Below are 17,757 nucleotides of genomic sequence, written 5' to 3'. Positions count from 1 at the left end.
TGCGGTGGGTGCGTCCTACCGCAGGGGCCCGGTGTCCAGGGTGAAGGAGAACGGGGCGGGCAGGTCGAGCGGCTTGCCGAAGTCGACCTGGCTGTGGGCGGTGTAGTCCTCGCCCTCGGGGTCGGTGAAGAGGGTGACCTTGCCCTCGCCGCGGTCGACCAGCAGGTAGCAGGGGATGCCGGCGGCCGCGTAGCCGCGGCGCTTGGGGCCGCGGTCCTTGACCGGGTTGGTCGACGTCACCTCGAAGACCAGCAGGACCCCGGAGGTGCTCGCCCAGGAGCCGGCGGTCTCGAAGTGGCCGACCGGGGAGACCGTGCCGTCGGGGACGAACCGGCCCGTGGGGGTGATCAGCCCCTTGTTCCCCGAGAGGTCGAGATCGATCGCGGCCTTGCGGAAGAACTGCTTGCTGAGCAACGAGAACGCGGTCTCGTGCGATCCGTCCGGCGGCGGCGTCACGACGATCTCCCCTTCGATCAACTCGGCCTTGAAGCCCGGCGGTGTGTCCAGCTCCAGGAACGCCTGGAGGATGTCCTGCTGCGGCGGGTGCTCGACTGCCGGCATGGCGACCATGGCCCTTCTCCCTCCTGCTGGTCCTTGCGCCTGTCTGCCTCGCGAGCGACACGGTAGGCGTACGGACCGACACCGGTGGGGGATCGAAGTGGTTGTCACTCGAAAGTGTCCCGCAAAGCCGGAGGAACAGCTGGTGATCATCGGAGTCGGGATCGACGTGGCGGGGATCGACCGGTTCGGCGCCGCGCTGGAGCGGACGCCGGGCATGGCGGAGCGGTTGTTCACCCCGGGTGAGCTGCGGCTGCCGACGGGGGAGCGGCGGGGCGCGGCCTCGCTGGCCGCGCGGTTCGCGGCGAAGGAGGCGCTGGCCAAGGCGCTCGGGGCGCCGGGCGGGCTGCACTGGACGGACGCCGAGGTGGTGACGGAGGCGTCCGGGAAGCCGGAGCTGTGGGTGCGGGGAACGGTCGCCGCGCGGGCGGCCGAGCTGGGCGTCGTCTCGTGGCACGTGTCGCTCAGCCACGATGCGGGCGTAGCGTCGGCGGTAGTCATCGCCGAGGGTTAGGGCTTTCGCATGCGCAGCGCTCACCGTGTCGACCAGGTCCGGGCCGCCGAGGCCGAACTGATGGCCCGACTGCCGGAGGGCACGCTGATGCAGCGCGCCGCCACCGGCCTCGCCGCCACCTGCGCCCGGCTGCTGACCCGGAGCCGCGGCCGGGTCTACGGGAGCCGGGTGGTGGTGCTCGCGGGCAGCGGCGACAACGGGGGGGACGCGCTCCACGCCGGCGCGGCGCTGGCCCGGCGCGGTGCGCGGGTGGTGGCGGTGCTGCTCTCGCCGCAGCGCGTCCACGCCGGGGGGCTGGCGGCGCTGCGGGCGGCGGGCGGCCGGGTGACGCAGGAGCAGGAAGTCGGCCTGGCCGACTTCTCGCGTGCGGACCTGGTGTTGGACGGCATCGTCGGCATCGGTGGACGGGGTGGCCTGCGACCGGAGGCCCAGCCCTATGCCCGGGCCGCGCGGCCCGGGGTGGTGGTGGCCGTGGACGTGCCGAGCGGGGTGGACGCCGACACCGGCGAGGTGGCGGGCGAGGCCCTGCGGGCGGACGTCACGGTCTGCTTCGGGACGTACAAGCCGGGGCTGCTGATCGACCCGGGCGCCTCGTACGCGGGGGTGGTGCAGTTGGTGGGGATCGGGCTCGACCTGCCGCCGGCCGAGGTGGCGGCGCCGCAGCACGCCGAGGTGGCCGCACTGCTGCCGGCACCGGGAGCGGAGAGCGACAAGTACCGGCGCGGCGTCGTCGGCGTCGCGGCCGGCTCGGCGACGTACCCGGGGGCGGCCGTGCTCGCGGTCGCCGGCGCGCTGCACGGCGGCGCGGGCGCCGTCCGGTACGTCGGCACGGCGGCCGAGGAGGTGGTGCGGCGCTTCCCGGAGGTGCTCGTCACCGAGGGCGGCCCGGCCGGCGCGGGGCGGGTACAGGCCTGGGTGGTCGGCCCGGGCGGCGGGGACGGGGCGCGGCAGGCACTCGCGGAGGCACTGGCGAGCGACGTGCCGGTGCTCGTGGACGCGGACGGCCTGACCGAACTGGCCCGGATCGGCCCGGAGGCACTGGCCGGGCGGACGGCCCCCACCCTGCTCACCCCGCACACCGGTGAGGCGGCCCGGCTGCTGGCGGGAGCGGACGGCAGCGCGCCGCGGTCCGCCGACGAGCTGGCGGCCGCCCGGCTGACCACCGCCCGGCGGCTTGCGGCGGCGTACCGCGCGACGGTGCTGCTGAAGGGCTCCACCACGGTGGTCGCCGACCCGGACGGCACGGTGCGGGTCAACCCGACCGGTACCTCCTGGCTGGCCACGGCCGGCAGCGGCGACGTGCTGGCGGGTCTGGCCGGCTCGCTGCTCGCGACCGGCCTCCCCGCGCTGGACGCCGCATCGGTGGCCGCCTACCTGCACGGTCTCGCGGGCCGTCACGCGGCCTTCGGGTCGGGTGGGTCTGGTGGGCCGGGTGGGCTGGGCGGTGTGGCCGCGGGTGTCGGGGGTGCTGCGGCGGGTGGGGGCGACTGGGGTGCGCCGGTCACTGCGCTGCAGGTGGCCGGCGCGCTCCCGGCCGTCTGGCGCGATGTGCGGGCTTCGGCGGGGAGCGCGGGCAAATAGGTCGACCGGTCTACATATACCGACCGGTCTACATATTCTCTCCGGCCTCCGCAGGCGCGGTGCGGTGGTGCTGATACCTGCGCTGACCCTGCGCCGATCTGGTGCCGACCCTGCGCCGATCCGAGCGAAAGGGTGACGGAGGACTATGTAGACCGGTCCACTTACTTAAGTGGACCGGTCTACATAGTCCTCCCTCCGAGCACCCCCGACCCCTGCCCCGGCGCAGGAGCAAGCACGGCGGCCCGCCCGGAGGACCCGGTGCACCCGGGAGTGGGAAGTCGGCCGGGTCGACTTCCCACTCCTGAGGTGCACGGGAACCGGTGGTGCTTCGTGGGCGTCCGGAGCGGGGGGAGGGGTGCGGGGGCCGCCGCGCCGACGGGCCGTTCGGCGAGGACCCTGAGACGTCTGGGAGACTGACCCTGATGACAACTGCGAAGACGACCGGCACGGCCACCCTCACCGACGGCGTACGGGCCGAGGCGGCGATCGATCTGACCGCGCTGCGCGGCAACCTCGCCGCGCTGCGCGAGCGCGTGGGCGCCGCCACGGTGATGGCCACGGTCAAGGCGGACGCCTACGGCCACGGCGCGGTCCGCTGTGCCCGCGAGGCGGTCGCCGCAGGCATCGGCTGGCTCGGCACGGCGCTCCCGCAGGAGGCGCTGGCGCTGCGCGCCGCCGGTGTCCGCCCCGACCAGGCCCGTATCCTCTGCTGGCTCTGGACGCCCGGCGGCCCCTGGCGGGAGGCGCTGCTCGCCGATGTCGACGTCTCGGTGAGCGGGCAGTGGGCGCTGGACGAGCTGCTCGCGGCCGTCCGGGCGACCGGCGTGCCGGCCCGGGTGCACCTGAAGGCCGACACCGGCCTCGGCCGCAACGGCTGCCAGCCGCACGACTGGCCCGAACTGGTCGCCGCCGCCCGGCGCGCCGAGGCGGAGGGCCTGCTCAGGGTGGTCGGTGTCTGGTCGCACTTCGCGGCGGCCGACGAGCCCGGTCACCCCTCCATCCAGGCCCAGCTGGACGCCTACCGCGAGGCCCTGGCCCACGCCGAGGCCGCCGGGCTGCGCCCCGAGGTCCGGCACCTCGCCAACTCGCCGGCCACCCTGCTGCTCCCGCAGTCGCACTACGACATGGTCCGCACCGGCCTGGCGATGTACGGGCTCTCGCCCGTCCCGGAGGTCGGCGCACCCGCGGACTTCGGGCTGCGCCCGGTGATGGCGCTGACCGCCCGGCTGGCGCTGGTCAAGCACGTCCCCGCCGGCCACGGTGTCAGCTACGGCCATCACTACACGACGCCGGGCCCGACCACGCTGGGTCTCGTCCCGGTCGGCTACGGCGACGGCGTTCCCCGGCACGCCAGCGGCACCGGCCCGGTGCAGATCGCGGGCAAGTGGCGGACGGTGGCGGGCCGGGTGGCGATGGACCAGTTCGTCGTCGACCTCGGGGGCGACACCCCGGCGGTCGGTGACGAGGTCCTGCTGTTCGGCAACGGCGAGCGGGGCGAGCCGACCGCCGAGGACTGGGGCCGCGCCTGCGGCACCATCTCGTACGAGATCGTGACCAGGATCGGCGCCCGGGTGCCACGCCGCTTCGTCGGCGGCATCGCCGAGGAGCCGGTCGTCCAGGGCCGGGTGGCGGACGGTCTGGTGACGGAGGGCCCGCTCGTGCCCAGCCTGTTCGCGCACAGCCCGCTCGGAACGGCCCCGCTGGTCGACGGTCCGCTCGGATGAGTGAGGGGACCGGCTCCGATCCGGTGGCGGCGGTGACCGCGGCGGCGGGCGCGGCGTCCGGGGTGAGCCGGGCGGGCCTGATCGGCATCTCGGTCGGCGTCGTCGCGGCCGGTGCGGCCGCCGGCGTGGCGATCGAGCGGCTGACGGTCGGCCGGGCGACCCGCCGCCGCGCCCGCGCCGAGCTGGACGCCAATGCCCCGTACGGCTCTCTGCGCGGCCGCCCGTGCACGGTGGCCGCCGCCGACGGCACCGAGCTGTACGTGGAGCTGGACGGTACCGGCTGGCCCGGTCCCGCCCGGGAGCTCCCCGAGCCGCCGCGACAGACCCCGACGGCGACCCCGACCCCGATCCCGGCGCCGACCACGGACGCCCCGGGCGGTCGGACCGTCCGGCGCAGCTGGTTCGCCCGTCGCCGCCCGGGCCCCGCGGCCACCACCGTCACCGTCACCGCCGCCGGTGCTGCGCCCAGGATCACCGCCACCACCAGGCCGGCCACCACCAGGCCGGCGCCCACCGACTCCGCCACCGAGCCCGCCATCACCGAGCCCGCCGCCGAGCCGCTGACCGTCGTCTTCTGCCACGGCTACTGCCTGAACCAGGACAGCTGGCACTTCCAGCGGGCCGCTCTGCGCGAGGGCATGCGGCTGGTCTTCTGGGACCAGCGCAGCCACGGCCGCTCCGAGCGCTCCCGCTCGTACCTGGCCGGCGAACCCGCGAGCATCGACCAGCTCGGCGGGGATCTCAAGGCCGTGATCGACGCCGTCGCGCCGACCGGTCCGCTCGTCCTGGTCGGCCACTCGATGGGCGGCATGACGGTGATGGCGCTGGCCGACCAGCACCCGGAGCTGTTCCGGGAGCGGGTTGCCGGCGTCGCCCTCGTCGGCACCTTGGCGGGGGACTGGGACGCCGTCACGCTCGGGCTGCCGGCGGCCGGTGCCAAGCTGTTCAAGAAGGTCGCACCGAGCATGATGAAGCTGCTCGGCCGTCAGGTGGAGCTGGTGGAGGCGACCCGTCGTCTGGGGGCGGACGTCAGCGCCGTCTTCTACCGCAAGTTCTCCTTCGGCGGGAAGGACGTCGACCCGGGCGTGGTCCGGTTCGCCGAGCAGCTGCTGGACGCCACCCCGATCGACGTGGTGGCCGAGTTCTACCCGGTCTTCGGTGCTCACGAGAAGTCCGCCGCGCTGGCCGCCCTGCGCGGTATCCCCACCCTCGTGCTGGCCGGCACCAAGGACCTGCTGACGCCGCCCGGCCACAGCGAGGCGATCGCCCAGCAGCTGCCCGGCGCCGAGCTGGACCTGGTCGAGGATGCCGGTCACCTGGTGATGCTGGAGCGTCCCGACCTCGTCGACCGCCGGCTGGCCGGGCTGCTCAAACAGGCGGTCGACCACCGCCGGGCGGCCCCACTGCCGCCCTCGGTGCGCGAACTGGCCTGACGCCCGGTGGCCCGGACCCCTTGCTCGGGGTCCGGGCCGCCGTCGTACCGGGCACGGGCCCGGGTGCGGAGATGTCAGGCGCCGGCGCCGGCCTTGCGGCGACGCAGCACGACGAGGGTGCCGACACCGGCTGCCAGCACGGCCCCGCCGGCCACGGCGATGGTGGTGGTGTTGTCGTTGCCGCCGGTGGTCGCCAGGTTGGCACCGCCCGACGGGCGGTTGGCGGCCTTGGCCTTGGCCTTGGCGACCGCGCCGGCGGACGGCTTGGCCTGCACCACCTTGGCCTGGAGGGCGCCGACGGGCGGCACGGTGGCCGGCTTGGCGGCGGGGGTCGAGCCCGTCGTGGTGGCCGGGGCAGGCGCCGCGGAGGTGGCCGGTGCGCTCGGGCGGGCCGAACCGGTGGCCGACGCGGAGGCGGACGGCGATACCGATGCCGACGCGGAGGCCGACGGGGAAACCGAGACGGAAGCCGAAACCGAAGCAGACGCAGACGCAGACGCCGAGGCAGAAGCCGAAGCGGTGGCCGACGGCGAGGCCGTCGCGCTCACGGTGGCACTGGCACTGGCACTGGCACTGGCACTGGCGCTGGCAGTCGCGGACGCGGACGCAGTCGCGGACGGGCCGGTCGTGGCACCACCCGGGGCGACGATCGAGAACCGGGCCGGCTCGCTGTTGGTCGGTTCGACCTCGGCCTCGGCCGACTCCAGATCGATCGAGGTGGTGACGAAGACGGCGCTCGCGTCGTCCGGCAGGGTGCCCTCGGGCAGCGAGAGCCGGACCTGGATCCCGAGCGACTCGTCCTCGCGGAGGAAGAGCCAGGAGTCCTCGGTGGCCGTCCCGTTCGCGTCGAGTGCGCCGAGCAGCTGGAAAACGCCCTTGTCGGCCGGGGCGGGCTTCAGCGTGGCGACGTCCTTCCAGCCGCCCTTGCCGTCGACGTCCAGGTACTGGAGCTTGTGCTGCTCCTTGGCGAACAGCGGGGAGCGGTCGGCCTCGGTGTAGAGGAACGGCAGGAAGACCAGGGCGCGGTGGGCGGTGTTGGTGATCTCCAGGGTGAAGGTCACCGCCCGGCCGTCCGCGGTGACCTTCGCGGGCAGGTTCTTGACGGCCAGGGCCGGGTGGACCTCGGTACCGGCGGCCGCCTTGGCGGCGACAGGCGCGGCGGACGTGCCGACCGCGGTGGCGGCGGCGAGTGCGGCCGGGGCAGCGGCGATGACGGAGGCCGTGGCCAGGGCGGCGACGGCGGGTATCGCAAGACCGCGACGGAGCTTCATGGAGTGTGTGACCTCGGTGAACCGGCCGGACCGTCGGGTGGTCCGGGCGCTGGAGTCGGGCCGGCGCCGGCGTGCCCGGCGACGGCCCGAAGGGGGATCAAGGACAGGACCGTAGCGGGATCCTGAGGATTTCCTGAGAGCGGGGTCCGGTCCGGTACGAACGCTCGGGCGGCAAATGCGGACACACCAGGACGGGACGGCCCCGGAGCGCGGGGGGTCGTCGATGTGGCACCGTAGCGGGGGGCGCCCGGTGGTCGGTGCGCCGTTGCAGGGAACGTACCGAAGGGCTTGATTCGCGCATGGGCTCGCACGCCACTCTCACCGTTGCCACTCCCGAGCGGATGGGCCGGCTCGGCCGGGAGCTGGCCGCGCTGCTTCGGCCGGGGGACCTCGTGCTGCTCTCGGGGGAGCTGGGCGCGGGGAAGACCACGCTGACCCGGGGTCTGGGGGAGGGGCTGGGAGTGCGCGGCGCGGTCACCTCGCCGACCTTCGTGATCGCCCGGGTGCACCCGTCGCTGGTCGGCGGTCCGGCACTGGTGCACGTGGACGCGTACCGGCTGGGCGGGGACCTGGACGAGATGGAGGACCTCGACCTCGATGTGTCGCTGCCGGAGTCGGTGGTGGTGGTCGAGTGGGGCGAGGGCAAGGTCGAGCGGCTGTCCGAGGACCGGTTGGAGGTCCGGATCGAGCGGGCCCTCGGTGCCGAGCTGGAGGGCGACGACGAGGACCCGCGCCGGGTGGTGCTGACCGGGATCGGCCCGCGCTGGGCCGGGGCGGAGCTGGCGCGGCTCGCCTGAGCCCGTCCCGCCCGGGATTCGCCGGGATTCGCCGGGGTTCGTCGGGGTTCGTCGGGGCTCACGTGCGGCTGCGGCCGGGAGCCGGTGCGGGCACGTGGCGGCCGGTGACGGGCCGACCGTTGCCGACAGGTTGTCGGCAACGTGTTGCGGGCGGGGGACCGGGCGTGATGGGATGGGTGCTGCGGTTAGGTCTGCCTAACTAGGGAGGCGCCATGTCGAGCACCACCCCCGTTCCGGAGCGCGCGCCGCGCGGCACCGGAGCCGGAGAGCCCGCCCGCAGTGTCCGGGGCGCACCGATGCGGGCCCTGCTGGCCGCGTGTGCGGCCGCCGAGGCGATCTCCACTCCGCCGGAACGCCGGGACAGCACCCGGGACGGCACTCGGGAAAGCACCCGGAACGGAGCCCGGGAGGGCGCCGAACGCTCCTGTACGACCGCCGGCCCGAAGGCCAGGACCGACACCCCTCGCGCCGACACCCCCCGCGCTGCCTGACCGCTGACACCCCCCCCGCGCCGCCTGACCGCAGCCGGGGCACCCGCCGGGCGCTGCCCCTCCCCGGGGCAGCCGGCCCGGTCAGGCGATCACGACCACCTTGGTGCCCTGCGGCGCGAAGTCCCAGAGCAGCTGGCCGTCGGGGCGGCTGCTGCGGATGCCGCCGGTCTTGGCCTTCGGATCGGTGGTCGGGGTGGCGCCGTCCGCGGCCGCGCTGAAGCCGAAGACCACGCCGTTCTGCTGGGCGAAGCGCACCACGTGCTCGATCTGCCGCCCGTCGGTGCCCGTGGTGGTGGCGGTTCGGCTGTAGACCGGGTAGCTGCCGGCGACGGGCTCCACCGAGCCCGGGGTGACCGCGAAGGCGGCCACCACCTGCGGGTTCTTCTTGGGGTCGACCAGCCAGACGTAGTGGCTGCCGACCGAGTACACGACCCGCAGCCCGGTGCCCGAGGTGGCCGGCAGCGCGGGGGCGGTCGGGGTGGCCGAGGCGGAGGGGGTGGCCGAGGCGGCCGGTCCGCTCGACGAGGCGGACGTGCTGGTGGCCGGCCGGGCGCCGCCTGCGCGGTCCTGCGCGCCGTTGGCCTGGAAGGCCAGCAGGCTCACCACCGCCAGGGCCCCCAGGGTCAGCCCCGTGACCACCACTCCAGGACCCATCTTCGCCACGTGTGCTCCCACCGCCGTCCCAAAACCCGTCGGCCCCATCGTGCCAGGTCCGTCCGCCCGGACCGGCACCACGTAGGACGTGTGTTCCGAACCCGGACGGGGTGTCGACCGGGCGGAGCAGGAAGGCCCGGCTGCCGGACCGGCGGTGGCCGAGCGCCCCGACCGGTCTAACCTTGACCCGTGCTGCTGCTCGCGTTCGACACCGCTACCCCCGCCGTCACCGCCGCCGTCCACGACGGTACGGCCGTCCTCGCCGAGACCGACCAGGTCGACGCCAGGCGCCACGGCGAACTGCTCCTCCCCGCCATCGACCGGGTGCTGAGGACGGCAGGCGTCGACAAGCACCGGCTGACCGGCATCGCGGTCGGCGTCGGCCCGGGCCCGTACACCGGCCTGCGGGTCGGCCTGGTCACCGCCGCCGCGCTCGGCCACGCGCTCGGCGTGCCGGTGCACGGCGTCTGCACCCTGGACGCGATCGCCCACGCGGCGCGTGCCGCGGAGCCGGCCGGCGGACCCTTCACGGTGGCCACCGACGCGCGTCGCAAGGAGGTCTACTGGGCCTCCTACGACGCCGACGGCCGCCGGACCGAGGGCCCCTCGGTGGACCGCCCGGCCGAGCTGACGCCGCAGCCGCGCGCGGTCGGCGCCGGTGCGCTGCTGTACCCGGACCACTTCCCCGGCGCGCACGGACCGGAGCACGTCTCGGCGGGCGCCCTGGCCGACTTCGCCGCGGGCGAGCTGGCCGCCGGCCGCGAGCTGCTCCCCAACGTGCCGCTCTACCTGCGCCGCCCCGACGCCCAGGTGCCGGCCGGGTACAAGCCGGTGCTCCCGGCGTGACCGGCCCGACCGCACAGACCGGCGTGACCGGCGTGACCGGCGTGACTGCCCCGGCCGGCCCTACCGCCCAGACCGCCCGGGCCGGCCAGACCGGCGCCACCGCCCAGACCGCCGCCCTGCGCCCGATGCGCTGGTGGGACATCGCCCCGGTGATGGAGCTGGAGCTGGAGCTCTTCCCGGAGGACGCCTGGTCCACCGGGATGTACTGGTCCGAGCTGGCCGAGGCCCACCCCGGCGGCACCCGCCACTACACCGTCGCCGTCACCGCGGACGGCGCCGTCGCCGGCTACGCCGGCCTGATGGTGGTGGCCGGCGAGGGAGACGTGCAGACGATCGCCGTCCACCACCGCCACCAGGGCTCCGGCCTCGGCGCGGCGCTGCTCACCGACCTGATCCGGGAGGCCGCCCGGCGCGGCTGCGCGGAACTGCTGCTGGAGGTGCGGGTGGACAACCCGCGCGCCCAGCGGCTGTACGAGCGGTTCGGTTTCGAACCGGTCGGCATCCGGCGCGGCTACTACCAGCCGGCCAACGTCGACGCGCTGGTGATGCGCCTCGACCACCCAAGCACCGAACCGAAGGACCTGAAGGAAACCCGCCATGGCTGACGAACCGCTCGTCCTCGGTATCGAGACCTCCTGCGACGAGACCGGCGTCGGCATCGTGCGCGGCACGACCCTGCTCGCCGACGCGGTCGCCTCCAGCGTCAACGACCACGCCCGGTTCGGCGGCGTCGTCCCGGAGATCGCCAGCCGCGCGCACCTGGAGGCGATGGTCCCGACCATCCAGCGCGCCCTGGACACCGCCGGCGTCAAGGCCAGTGACCTGGACGGCATCGCCGTCACCGCCGGCCCCGGCCTGGCGGGCGCCCTGCTGGTCGGCGTCAGCGCCGCCAAGGCCTACGCCTGGGCGCTGGACAAGCCGCTCTACGGGGTCAACCACCTGGCTTCGCACATCTGCGTGGACCAGCTGGAGCACGGCCGGCTGCCCTCGCCCACGATGGCGCTGCTGGTCTCCGGCGGGCACTCCTCGCTGCTGCTCAGCGAGGACATCACCACCGACGTCCGCCCGCTCGGCGCGACCATCGACGACGCGGCCGGCGAGGCCTTCGACAAGGTGGCCCGGGTGCTCGGGCTGGGCTTCCCCGGCGGCCCGGTGGTCGACCGGACGGCCCGCGAGGGCAACCGGAAGGCGATCGCCTTCCCGCGCGGCCTGACCGGCCCGAAGGACCCTGAGTACGACTTCTCCTTCTCCGGCCTGAAGACCGCCGTCGCCCGCTGGGTGGAGGCCCGGCGCCGGGCCGGCGAGGAGGTGCCGATCGCCGACGTCGCGGCCTCGTTCCAGGAGGCCGTCACCGACGTGCTGACCCGCAAGGCCGTCAAGGCCTGCAAGGACAACGGCGTCGACCACCTGATGATCGGCGGCGGGGTCGCGGCCAACTCGCGGCTGCGCGAGATGGCCCAGCAGCGGTGCGACAAGGCCGGGATCCGGCTGCGGGTGCCGCGTCCGGGCCTGTGCACCGACAACGGCGCGATGGTGGCCGCGCTCGGCTCCGAGATGGTCTGGCGCAACCGCACGCCCTCCGCCTTCGACCTCTCGGCCGACTCCTCGCTGCCCGTCACCGAGACCCACGTGCCGCACACGGACGTCCACGGCCAGGCGTACGAGGCGCTCGGCGGGGACGCCCGGTGACGGCACCGGCGGGGACCACCACCGCCGCCATGTGGGAGGCCCGGGCCGCCGAGGGCCGCGGCGCGGAACTGGCCGCCTGGGTCCGGGGGACGGCGCTGCCGGCCCTGCGCGGTTCGGCGGGTCTGGTCCGCACCGAGCTGTTCGGCGCGCCGGGTGACCGGGTGCTGCTGATCACCTGGTGGACGGGGGAGCCGGTGCCGGTCGCCGAGCCGCCCGCCGGCCTGGTGGGCCGCCCGGTGCACCGCTGGTCCTTCACCAGCGAGCACGTGGAGTAGCCGCTCGTAGATCCGTCCGGGAACCGAACACCCGACCGCCGCCGTGCTTAGCTGAGAGAAAGCTGGACGGGACCGGGGAGCGCGGCGCGGTGAAGAGGTACGGGCGGGGCAGGACGAGGACGTACGCGGTGGGGGCACTGGTCCTGCTGGCGGCCGCCACGGGTTGTGGCGGTGGCGGTGCGGGCACGCCGGCCGCCGCGGGCAGCACCCCGCCGGCGGCGGTCACCCCCACGGCCGGCACCACCGCGGGCCGGCCCACCCCGGCACCCGCGGCCGGCACGCCCGCCGCCGGGGACGCGGCTGCCTGGGCGAAGTGGAACCTCAAGCCGCTGCCGGCCGCCCCGGCGGCGCCCGCCGACAAGCCGGTCAAGCTCGAACGGACCGGCCCGGTACCGGTGTTCAGCGATGTGAAGACCACCGACAAGGTGGTCTTCATCACCATCGACGACGGCGCCGAGAAGGACCCGAAGTTCGTCGAGATGCTGACCGACCTCAAGGTGCCGGTCTCGATGTTCCTGACCAGGGACATCGTCAAGGACAACTACGGCTACTTCAAACCGCTCCAGGCGCTCGGCAACCACATCCACAACCACACGGTCGACCACGCCCAGATGAGCAAGGTCCCGCCGGAGAAGCAGAAGTCCGAGATCTGTGACGCGCAGTCGGCGCTCACCCAGCAGTACGGCACCGCGCCGCTGCTGTTCCGCCCGCCGTACGGGGACGGCGCGAACACCCCGGCGCTGAACACCTCGGTGCAGCAGTGCGGGCCGCGCGCGATCGTGCTCTGGCGCGAGTCGATGCAGATCCACGACATGCAGTACCAGGCCGCCGACAAGAAGCTGAAGCCCGGCGACATCGTGCTGGCCCACTTCCGCGGCCCGAAGGACCTCAAGGGCGAGACGATGACGCAGATGTTCGGCGAGATGCTGGCCCGGATCCAGGAGCAGGGCTTCGCGGTGGCCCGGCTGGAGGACTACATCCAGGCGCCGCCGGCCTGAGCCGCCGGCCCGAGCCGCCCGCCGGGGCCTTCCCCGCCGCGCCGCAGGGCGTGCCCCGGCGGGCGCTACGGCGCCGTGACCGGCTGGCCGAGCATCATCAGCGGGCCGTGGTCGGTGCGGCTGAGGATCACCGTGACGCTGTTCGGGCCGCTCGGCTTCAGCTGACGGCGCAGCTCCTCCGGGGTGATCGCCATCCCGCGCTTCTTGATCACCACCGTGCCGACGGCCCGTTCACGCAGCAGGGCCTTCAGCTTCTTGATGTGGAACGGCAGCACGTCGGTGAGTTCGAAGGCGTGCGCGAACGGGGTGGCGACCAGCTCGTCCGAGGTCAGGTAGGCGATCTTCGGGTCGATCAGCCGGCCGTTCACCTGCTCGGCCACCTCGGCCACCAGGTGGGCGCGGATCACCGCGCCGTCCGGCTCGTAGAGGTAGCGGCCGACCGGGCCGGCCGGCGGGTCGGGCAGGTCGCCGCCGGTCAGGCAGGCCTGCTGGGGGAGCAGGGTGGCGCGGTGCGGCCGCTCCGCGCGGGTGCCGAACCAGAGCACCGCCTCCTTGACGTCGCCGTGGTCGGAGACCCACTCCGCCTCGGCGTCCGCCGGGACGGCCTCGTGCGGGATGCCCGGCGCCACCTTCAGCGCCCCGATCGGGGTCCGGCGGCCGGCCTCCAGCGCCCAGGAGAGCGGCGGGGCGTACGCCTCCGGGTCGAACACCCGGCCGCGCGACGTCCGGCGGGCCGGGTCGGTGAAGACGGCGTCGTAGCCGGTGACGTCCACCTCGGTGACGTCCGCGCAGCGCACCTCGACCAGGCCGGAGAGGCCGAGCGCGGCCGCGTTGGCGGCGGTGGCCGCGCAGGCCGCCGGGTCCTTGTCGACGGCCAGCACCTCGATCCCCGCCCGCGCCAGCGCCAGGACGTCCCCGCCGATCCCGCAGCAGAGGTCGGCCAGCCGCCGCACGCCCAGCCCCGCGAAGCGGCGGGCCCGCCACTCGGCGACGCTGCGCCGGGTGGACTGCTCGACGCCGTTGGGCGTGAAGTACATCAGGTCGGCGTCCGCGCCGAACTTGGCCCGCGCCCGCTGCCGCAGCCGCGCCTGCCCGAACGCCGCCGACACCAGCTCCGCCGGGTGCTCCCGCCGCAGCCGGGTGGCCAGCGCCAGCTCCTCCTCGGGCGTGAACTCGCGCAGTTCGGCGAGCAGGGCTTGGCCCTCGGGGGTCAGCAGGGGCTGCAGGTTCTCGGTCTCCACACCGTCATTCTCGCCGCTCCGGGCCGCCCGCTCATCCGCCCGCCCGGCGGCCCGTGCACCTGCCCGCGCGCCCGTCGCGGATCGCGCTCCGGAGGACGTCCTGGCGCGCCGTTGGCACTCTGGTTGACTGAGTGCTAACTGCGGCCTAAGGTCGTTCTTGGCACTCTCCCCATGGTGAGTGCTAACGCGACGACGTGTGTCTGACCCCCGCGACGGCAGGCCCGCAGGTTCGCCAACTACCTGTTAGAAAACCCCGTAATCTCCGAAGGGGAGCTCGGACGTGACCACCAGCAGCAAGGTTGCCATCAAGCCGCTCGAGGACCGCATTGTGGTCCAGCCGCTCGACGCCGAGACCACCACGGCCTCCGGCCTGGTTATCCCGGACACCGCCAAGGAGAAGCCCCAGGAGGGCGTCGTCCTGGCCGTCGGGCCGGGTCGCTTCGAGGATGGCCAGCGTCTGCCGCTCGACGTCGCCGTCGGTGACATCGTCCTGTACTCGAAGTACGGCGGCACCGAGGTGAAGTACCAGGGCGAGGAGTACCTGGTCCTCTCGGCTCGCGACGTTCTCGCGATCATCGAGAAGTAAGTCGTTCCAGCCCGCCCCGGATCCGTGTCCCTAGTGACAGGGGCCCGGGGCGTGGTTGTTGGTTCATGCAGTCCGGCGGCCGTCGTGCCGGCCGAGCCCCGAGGGAATAGGGAACATGGCGAAGATCCTGCAGTTCGACGAGGACGCCCGCCGCTCGCTGGAGCGCGGTGTCAACAAGCTGGCCGACACCGTCAAGGTGACCATCGGCCCCAAGGGCCGCAACGTCGTCATCGACAAGAAGTTCGGCGCGCCGACCATCACCAACGACGGTGTCACCATCGCGCGTGAGATCGAGCTGGACGACCCGTACGAGAACCTTGGCGCGCAGCTCGTCAAGGAGGTCGCCACCAAGACCAACGACGTCGCGGGTGACGGCACCACCACCGCCACCGTGCTGGCCCAGGCCCTGGTCAACGAGGGTCTGCGCAACGTCGCCGCCGGTGCCGGCCCGGCCGCCCTGAAGAAGGGCATCGACAAGGCCGTCGCCGCCGTCTCCGAGCACCTGCTGTCCATCGCCCGCGAGATCGAGGGCAAGGACGACGTCGCCGCCGTCGCGTCCCTCTCCGCGCAGGACACCCAGGTCGGCGAGCTCATCGCCGAGGCGATCGACAAGGTCGGCAAGGACGGTGTCATCACCGTCGAGGAGTCCAACACCTTCGGCGTGGAGCTCGACTTCACCGAGGGCATGCAGTTCGACAAGGGTTACCTGTCGCCGTACTTCGTCACCGACGCGGAGCGGCAGGAGGCGGTCCTGGAGGACCCGTACATCCTGATCAACCAGGGCAAGATCTCCTCCATCCAGGAGCTGCTCCCGCTGCTGGAGAAGATCCTGCAGGGCGGTGCCTCCAAGCCGCTGCTGATCATCGCCGAGGACGTCGACGGCGAGGCGCTGTCCACCCTCGTGGTGAACAAGATCCGCGGCACCTTCAACGCGGTCGCCGTCAAGGCCCCGGGCTTCGGCGACCGCCGCAAGGCGATCCTCGGCGACCTGGCCACCCTGACCGGTGCCACCGTCATCTCCGAGGAGGTCGGCCTCAAGCTCGACCAGGCCGGTCTGGACGTGCTGGGCACCGCTCGCCGCGTGACCATCACCAAGGACGAGACCACCGTCGTCGACGGCGCCGGTGACTCCGAGGCCGTGGCCGGCCGCGTCGCCCAGATCAAGGGCGAGATCGCCAACACGGACTCCGACTGGGACCGCGAGAAGCTGCAGGAGCGCCTGGCCAAGCTGGCCGGCGGCGTCTGCGTCATCAAGGTCGGCGCCGCCACCGAGGTGGAGCTGAAGGAGCGCAAGCACCGCCTGGAGGACGCCATCTCGGCGACCCGTGCCGCGGTCGAGGAGGGCATCGTCGCCGGCGGTGGCGCCTCCCTCGTCCACGCCGCCAAGGTGCTGGACGGCGGCCTGGGCCTGTCGGGCGACGAGGCGACCGGTGTCGCGGTCGTCCGCAAGGCGCTCGCCGAGCCGCTGCGCTGGATCGCCCAGAACGCGGGCCTCGAGGGCTACGTCATCACCCACAAGGTCGCGGAGCTGGAGGCCGGTCACGGCTTCAACGCCGCCACCGGTGAGTACGGCGACCTGCTGAAGGCCGGCGTCATCGACCCGGTCAAGGTGACCCGCTCCGCGCTGGAGAACGCCGCCTCGATCGCCTCCCTGCTGCTCACCACCGAGACCCTCGTGGTGGAGAAGAAGGAAGAGGAGGCCGACAACGGCCACTCGCACGGCGGGCACGGCCACTCGCACTGACGCGATCGGTGACCGGAGGCCCGGTCCGCACCCCTCGGGGTACGCGGACCGGGCCTCCGGCGTTCCGGCGCGGGGCGGACAGCGGGGCGGACAGCGGGGCGCGACGGCAGGGCGCGACGGTAGGGCGGGACGGCAGAGCGGGACGGCGGGGCCGGTGCGGGGCGGGCCGCAGGGCCCGCTGCGGGGCCGGTGCGACCGACCGCCTGCCGGCGACCGCCGCTTGAGCGTTAAACTATCAGCGTAATTTTGCATATGGCAAAGTTTGGCTTATAACTGAGGCATGATCGAGGCCCGCCATCTGCGCGTCCTGCGTGCCGTCGCCCGCACCGGCTCCTTCTCCGCCGCGGCGCGCGAGCTGGGCTGTACGCAGCCCGCCATCAGCCAGCAGATGAAGGCCCTGGAGAAGTCCGTGGACACCCCGCTGGTGGTCCGCTCGGGGCGCGGCATGCAGCTGAGCGAGGCCGGGCGGGTGCTGCTCAAGCATGCCACCGGGATCCTGGCCGGCCTCTCCGCCGCCGAGGAGGAGGTGGCGGCGATCGCCGGGCTGCGGGCCGGGCGGGTGCGACTGGTCTCCTTCCCGACCGCGAGTTCCACTCTGGTGCCGCCGGCCGTCGCCCGGCTGCGGGACAGCCATCCGGGGGTCCGCGTGTCGCTGGTCGAGGCGGAACCGCCGGAGTCGCTGGCGATGCTGCGCGGCGGCGAGTGCGAGGTGGCGCTGGCCTTCCGCTACCCGCAGGCCCCGGGCGGCGCCCCGGTGCCGGTCGCCGCGCCGGCGCACGGCACGCCGCGCGAGGCGCGGGCCGAGGCCAATCTGGAGGCCCAGCAGCTCAGCGCCGGTGCCGACTGGTCCGACCTGGTGGTCACCCCGCTGCTGGACGACCCGCTGATCGGCCTGCTGCCGGCCGCGCACCCGCTGGCCGGGCGCTCCGGCGCGGGCGGCCCGGTGGAGCTGGCCGAGCTGGCGGGGGAGCAGTGGATCGCCGGCTGCCCGCAGTGCCGGGGGCACCTGGTGGAGCTCTGCGCGGGGGCCGGGTTCGAGCCGCGGATCGACTTCGCGACCGACGACTACCCGGCGGTGGTCGGCCTGGTGGCGGCCGGGCTCGGAGTGGCGGTGCTGCCGGGCCTGGCGCTGCGGTCGGTGCGCCCCGACGGCGTGTCGGCGGTCCCGGTGCGGACGGCGGCGGGTGCGCCGGCGGTGCGGCAGGTGGTCGCCCTGACCCTGCCGGACCTCGCCGAGGTGCCGGCTGTGGCGCTGATGCTGGAGCGGCTGGCGGGGGCGGCCGCCGGGCGCTGATCCCGGCGCGGCGCGGCACCGGGCGGCTTGAAGCGCCGCGAAGAAACGTTTCTCCACGGCG

At 74.2% G+C, this 17,757-nt stretch carries 18 protein-coding genes; 14 read left to right on the top strand and 4 right to left on the bottom strand.

Going from position 1 to position 17,757, the window contains the following annotated elements; genetic code table 11:
- Positions 1-15: 15 nt before the first annotated feature.
- Positions 16-561, bottom strand: coding sequence for a Uma2 family endonuclease (locus OH807_RS17070; RefSeq protein WP_406211040.1), 546 nt, complete (start codon positions 559-561; stop codon positions 16-18).
- Between the two features lie 139 nt (positions 562-700).
- Between OH807_RS17070 and OH807_RS17065 the strand changes: the two genes are divergently transcribed.
- From OH807_RS17065 to OH807_RS17050, 4 genes are all read left to right on the top strand, one after another.
- Positions 701-1,072 (top strand): holo-ACP synthase, encoded by a 372-nt coding sequence (locus tag OH807_RS17065; RefSeq protein WP_406211038.1) that lies wholly within the window; start codon positions 701-703, stop codon positions 1,070-1,072.
- Between the two features lie 9 nt (positions 1,073-1,081).
- Positions 1,082-2,653, top strand: a complete 1,572-nt coding sequence (locus tag OH807_RS17060; RefSeq protein ID WP_406199488.1) for an NAD(P)H-hydrate dehydratase — start codon at positions 1,082-1,084, stop codon at positions 2,651-2,653.
- Between the two features lie 422 nt (positions 2,654-3,075).
- Positions 3,076-4,377 (top strand): alanine racemase, encoded by a 1,302-nt coding sequence (alr, locus tag OH807_RS17055; protein WP_406199485.1) that lies wholly within the window; start codon positions 3,076-3,078, stop codon positions 4,375-4,377.
- Positions 4,374-5,810 carry an alpha/beta fold hydrolase gene (locus OH807_RS17050; protein WP_406199482.1) on the top strand — a complete coding sequence of 479 codons (1,437 nt, stop codon included), beginning with the start codon at positions 4,374-4,376 and terminating at the stop codon, positions 5,808-5,810. The genes alr and OH807_RS17050 overlap by 4 nt, the downstream gene beginning before the upstream one ends.
- A 74-nt stretch (positions 5,811-5,884) precedes the next feature.
- Here OH807_RS17050 and OH807_RS17045 read toward each other — a convergent pair whose 3' ends face one another.
- Positions 5,885-7,081 carry an LPXTG cell wall anchor domain-containing protein gene (locus OH807_RS17045; protein WP_406199479.1) on the bottom strand — a complete coding sequence of 399 codons (1,197 nt, stop codon included), beginning with the start codon at positions 7,079-7,081 and terminating at the stop codon, positions 5,885-5,887.
- Between the two features lie 299 nt (positions 7,082-7,380).
- Here OH807_RS17045 and tsaE point away from each other — a divergent pair, with 299 nt between their 5' ends.
- Together tsaE and OH807_RS17035 are read left to right on the top strand one after the other, a co-directional pair.
- Positions 7,381-7,878, top strand: a complete 498-nt coding sequence (gene tsaE / locus OH807_RS17040) for a tRNA (adenosine(37)-N6)-threonylcarbamoyltransferase complex ATPase subunit type 1 TsaE (RefSeq protein ID WP_406199476.1) — start codon at positions 7,381-7,383, stop codon at positions 7,876-7,878.
- A 212-nt stretch (positions 7,879-8,090) separates the two neighbouring features.
- Positions 8,091-8,369 (top strand): hypothetical protein, encoded by a 279-nt coding sequence (locus tag OH807_RS17035; protein WP_406199473.1) that lies wholly within the window; start codon positions 8,091-8,093, stop codon positions 8,367-8,369.
- 81 nt (positions 8,370-8,450) lie between these two features.
- Here the strand turns inward: OH807_RS17035 and OH807_RS17030 are convergent, their stop codons facing one another.
- Complete coding sequence (locus OH807_RS17030; protein WP_406211036.1) at positions 8,451-9,023, bottom strand: hypothetical protein; 573 nt, start codon at positions 9,021-9,023, stop codon at positions 8,451-8,453.
- 189 nt (positions 9,024-9,212) lie between these two features.
- On the opposite strand from OH807_RS17030, the gene tsaB reads away from it, so the two are divergent.
- The 5 genes from tsaB (at position 9,213) to OH807_RS17005 (ending at position 12,831) form a co-directional block, all read left to right on the top strand.
- Complete coding sequence (gene tsaB / locus OH807_RS17025) at positions 9,213-9,869, top strand: tRNA (adenosine(37)-N6)-threonylcarbamoyltransferase complex dimerization subunit type 1 TsaB (RefSeq protein ID WP_406199470.1); 657 nt, start codon at positions 9,213-9,215, stop codon at positions 9,867-9,869.
- 125 nt (positions 9,870-9,994) lie between these two features.
- Complete coding sequence (gene rimI / locus OH807_RS17020; RefSeq protein ID WP_406211034.1) at positions 9,995-10,474, top strand: ribosomal protein S18-alanine N-acetyltransferase; 480 nt, start codon at positions 9,995-9,997, stop codon at positions 10,472-10,474.
- A complete protein-coding gene (gene tsaD, locus OH807_RS17015) occupies positions 10,467-11,558 on the top strand; it encodes a tRNA (adenosine(37)-N6)-threonylcarbamoyltransferase complex transferase subunit TsaD (protein WP_406199467.1) in 1,092 nt (363 codons plus the stop codon). The genes rimI and tsaD overlap by 8 nt, the downstream gene beginning before the upstream one ends.
- A gap of 29 nt (positions 11,559-11,587) precedes the next feature.
- Positions 11,588-11,833 (top strand): hypothetical protein, encoded by a 246-nt coding sequence (locus OH807_RS17010; RefSeq protein WP_406211032.1) that lies wholly within the window; start codon positions 11,588-11,590, stop codon positions 11,831-11,833.
- Between the two features lie 128 nt (positions 11,834-11,961).
- Positions 11,962-12,831: a polysaccharide deacetylase family protein gene (locus OH807_RS17005; RefSeq protein ID WP_406199464.1), complete on the top strand. Its 870-nt coding sequence runs from the start codon at positions 11,962-11,964 to the stop codon at positions 12,829-12,831.
- A 65-nt stretch (positions 12,832-12,896) separates the two neighbouring features.
- Here OH807_RS17005 and OH807_RS17000 read toward each other — a convergent pair whose 3' ends face one another.
- Complete coding sequence (locus OH807_RS17000; RefSeq protein ID WP_406199461.1) at positions 12,897-14,072, bottom strand: THUMP-like domain-containing protein; 1,176 nt, start codon at positions 14,070-14,072, stop codon at positions 12,897-12,899.
- Positions 14,073-14,352: 280 nt separating this feature from the next.
- Between OH807_RS17000 and groES the strand changes: the two genes are divergently transcribed.
- The 3 genes from groES to OH807_RS16985 all read left to right on the top strand — a co-directional run bounded on the left by groES (position 14,353) and on the right by OH807_RS16985 (position 17,696).
- Positions 14,353-14,658: a co-chaperone GroES gene (groES, locus tag OH807_RS16995; RefSeq protein ID WP_014136232.1), complete on the top strand. Its 306-nt coding sequence runs from the start codon at positions 14,353-14,355 to the stop codon at positions 14,656-14,658.
- A 115-nt stretch (positions 14,659-14,773) separates the two neighbouring features.
- Positions 14,774-16,402, top strand: a complete 1,629-nt coding sequence (gene groL / locus OH807_RS16990; protein WP_406199458.1) for a chaperonin GroEL — start codon at positions 14,774-14,776, stop codon at positions 16,400-16,402.
- Between the two features lie 280 nt (positions 16,403-16,682).
- A complete protein-coding gene (locus OH807_RS16985) occupies positions 16,683-17,696 on the top strand; it encodes a LysR family transcriptional regulator (protein ID WP_406199455.1) in 1,014 nt (337 codons plus the stop codon).
- Positions 17,697-17,757: the final 61 nt, after the last annotated feature.

The sequence above is a fragment of the Kitasatospora sp. NBC_01560 genome, assembly GCF_045208415.1.
In the GTDB taxonomy this organism is placed as follows: Bacteria; Actinomycetota; Actinomycetes; order Streptomycetales; family Streptomycetaceae; genus Kitasatospora.
This window is presented reverse-complemented; position numbering and strand designations above follow the sequence as displayed.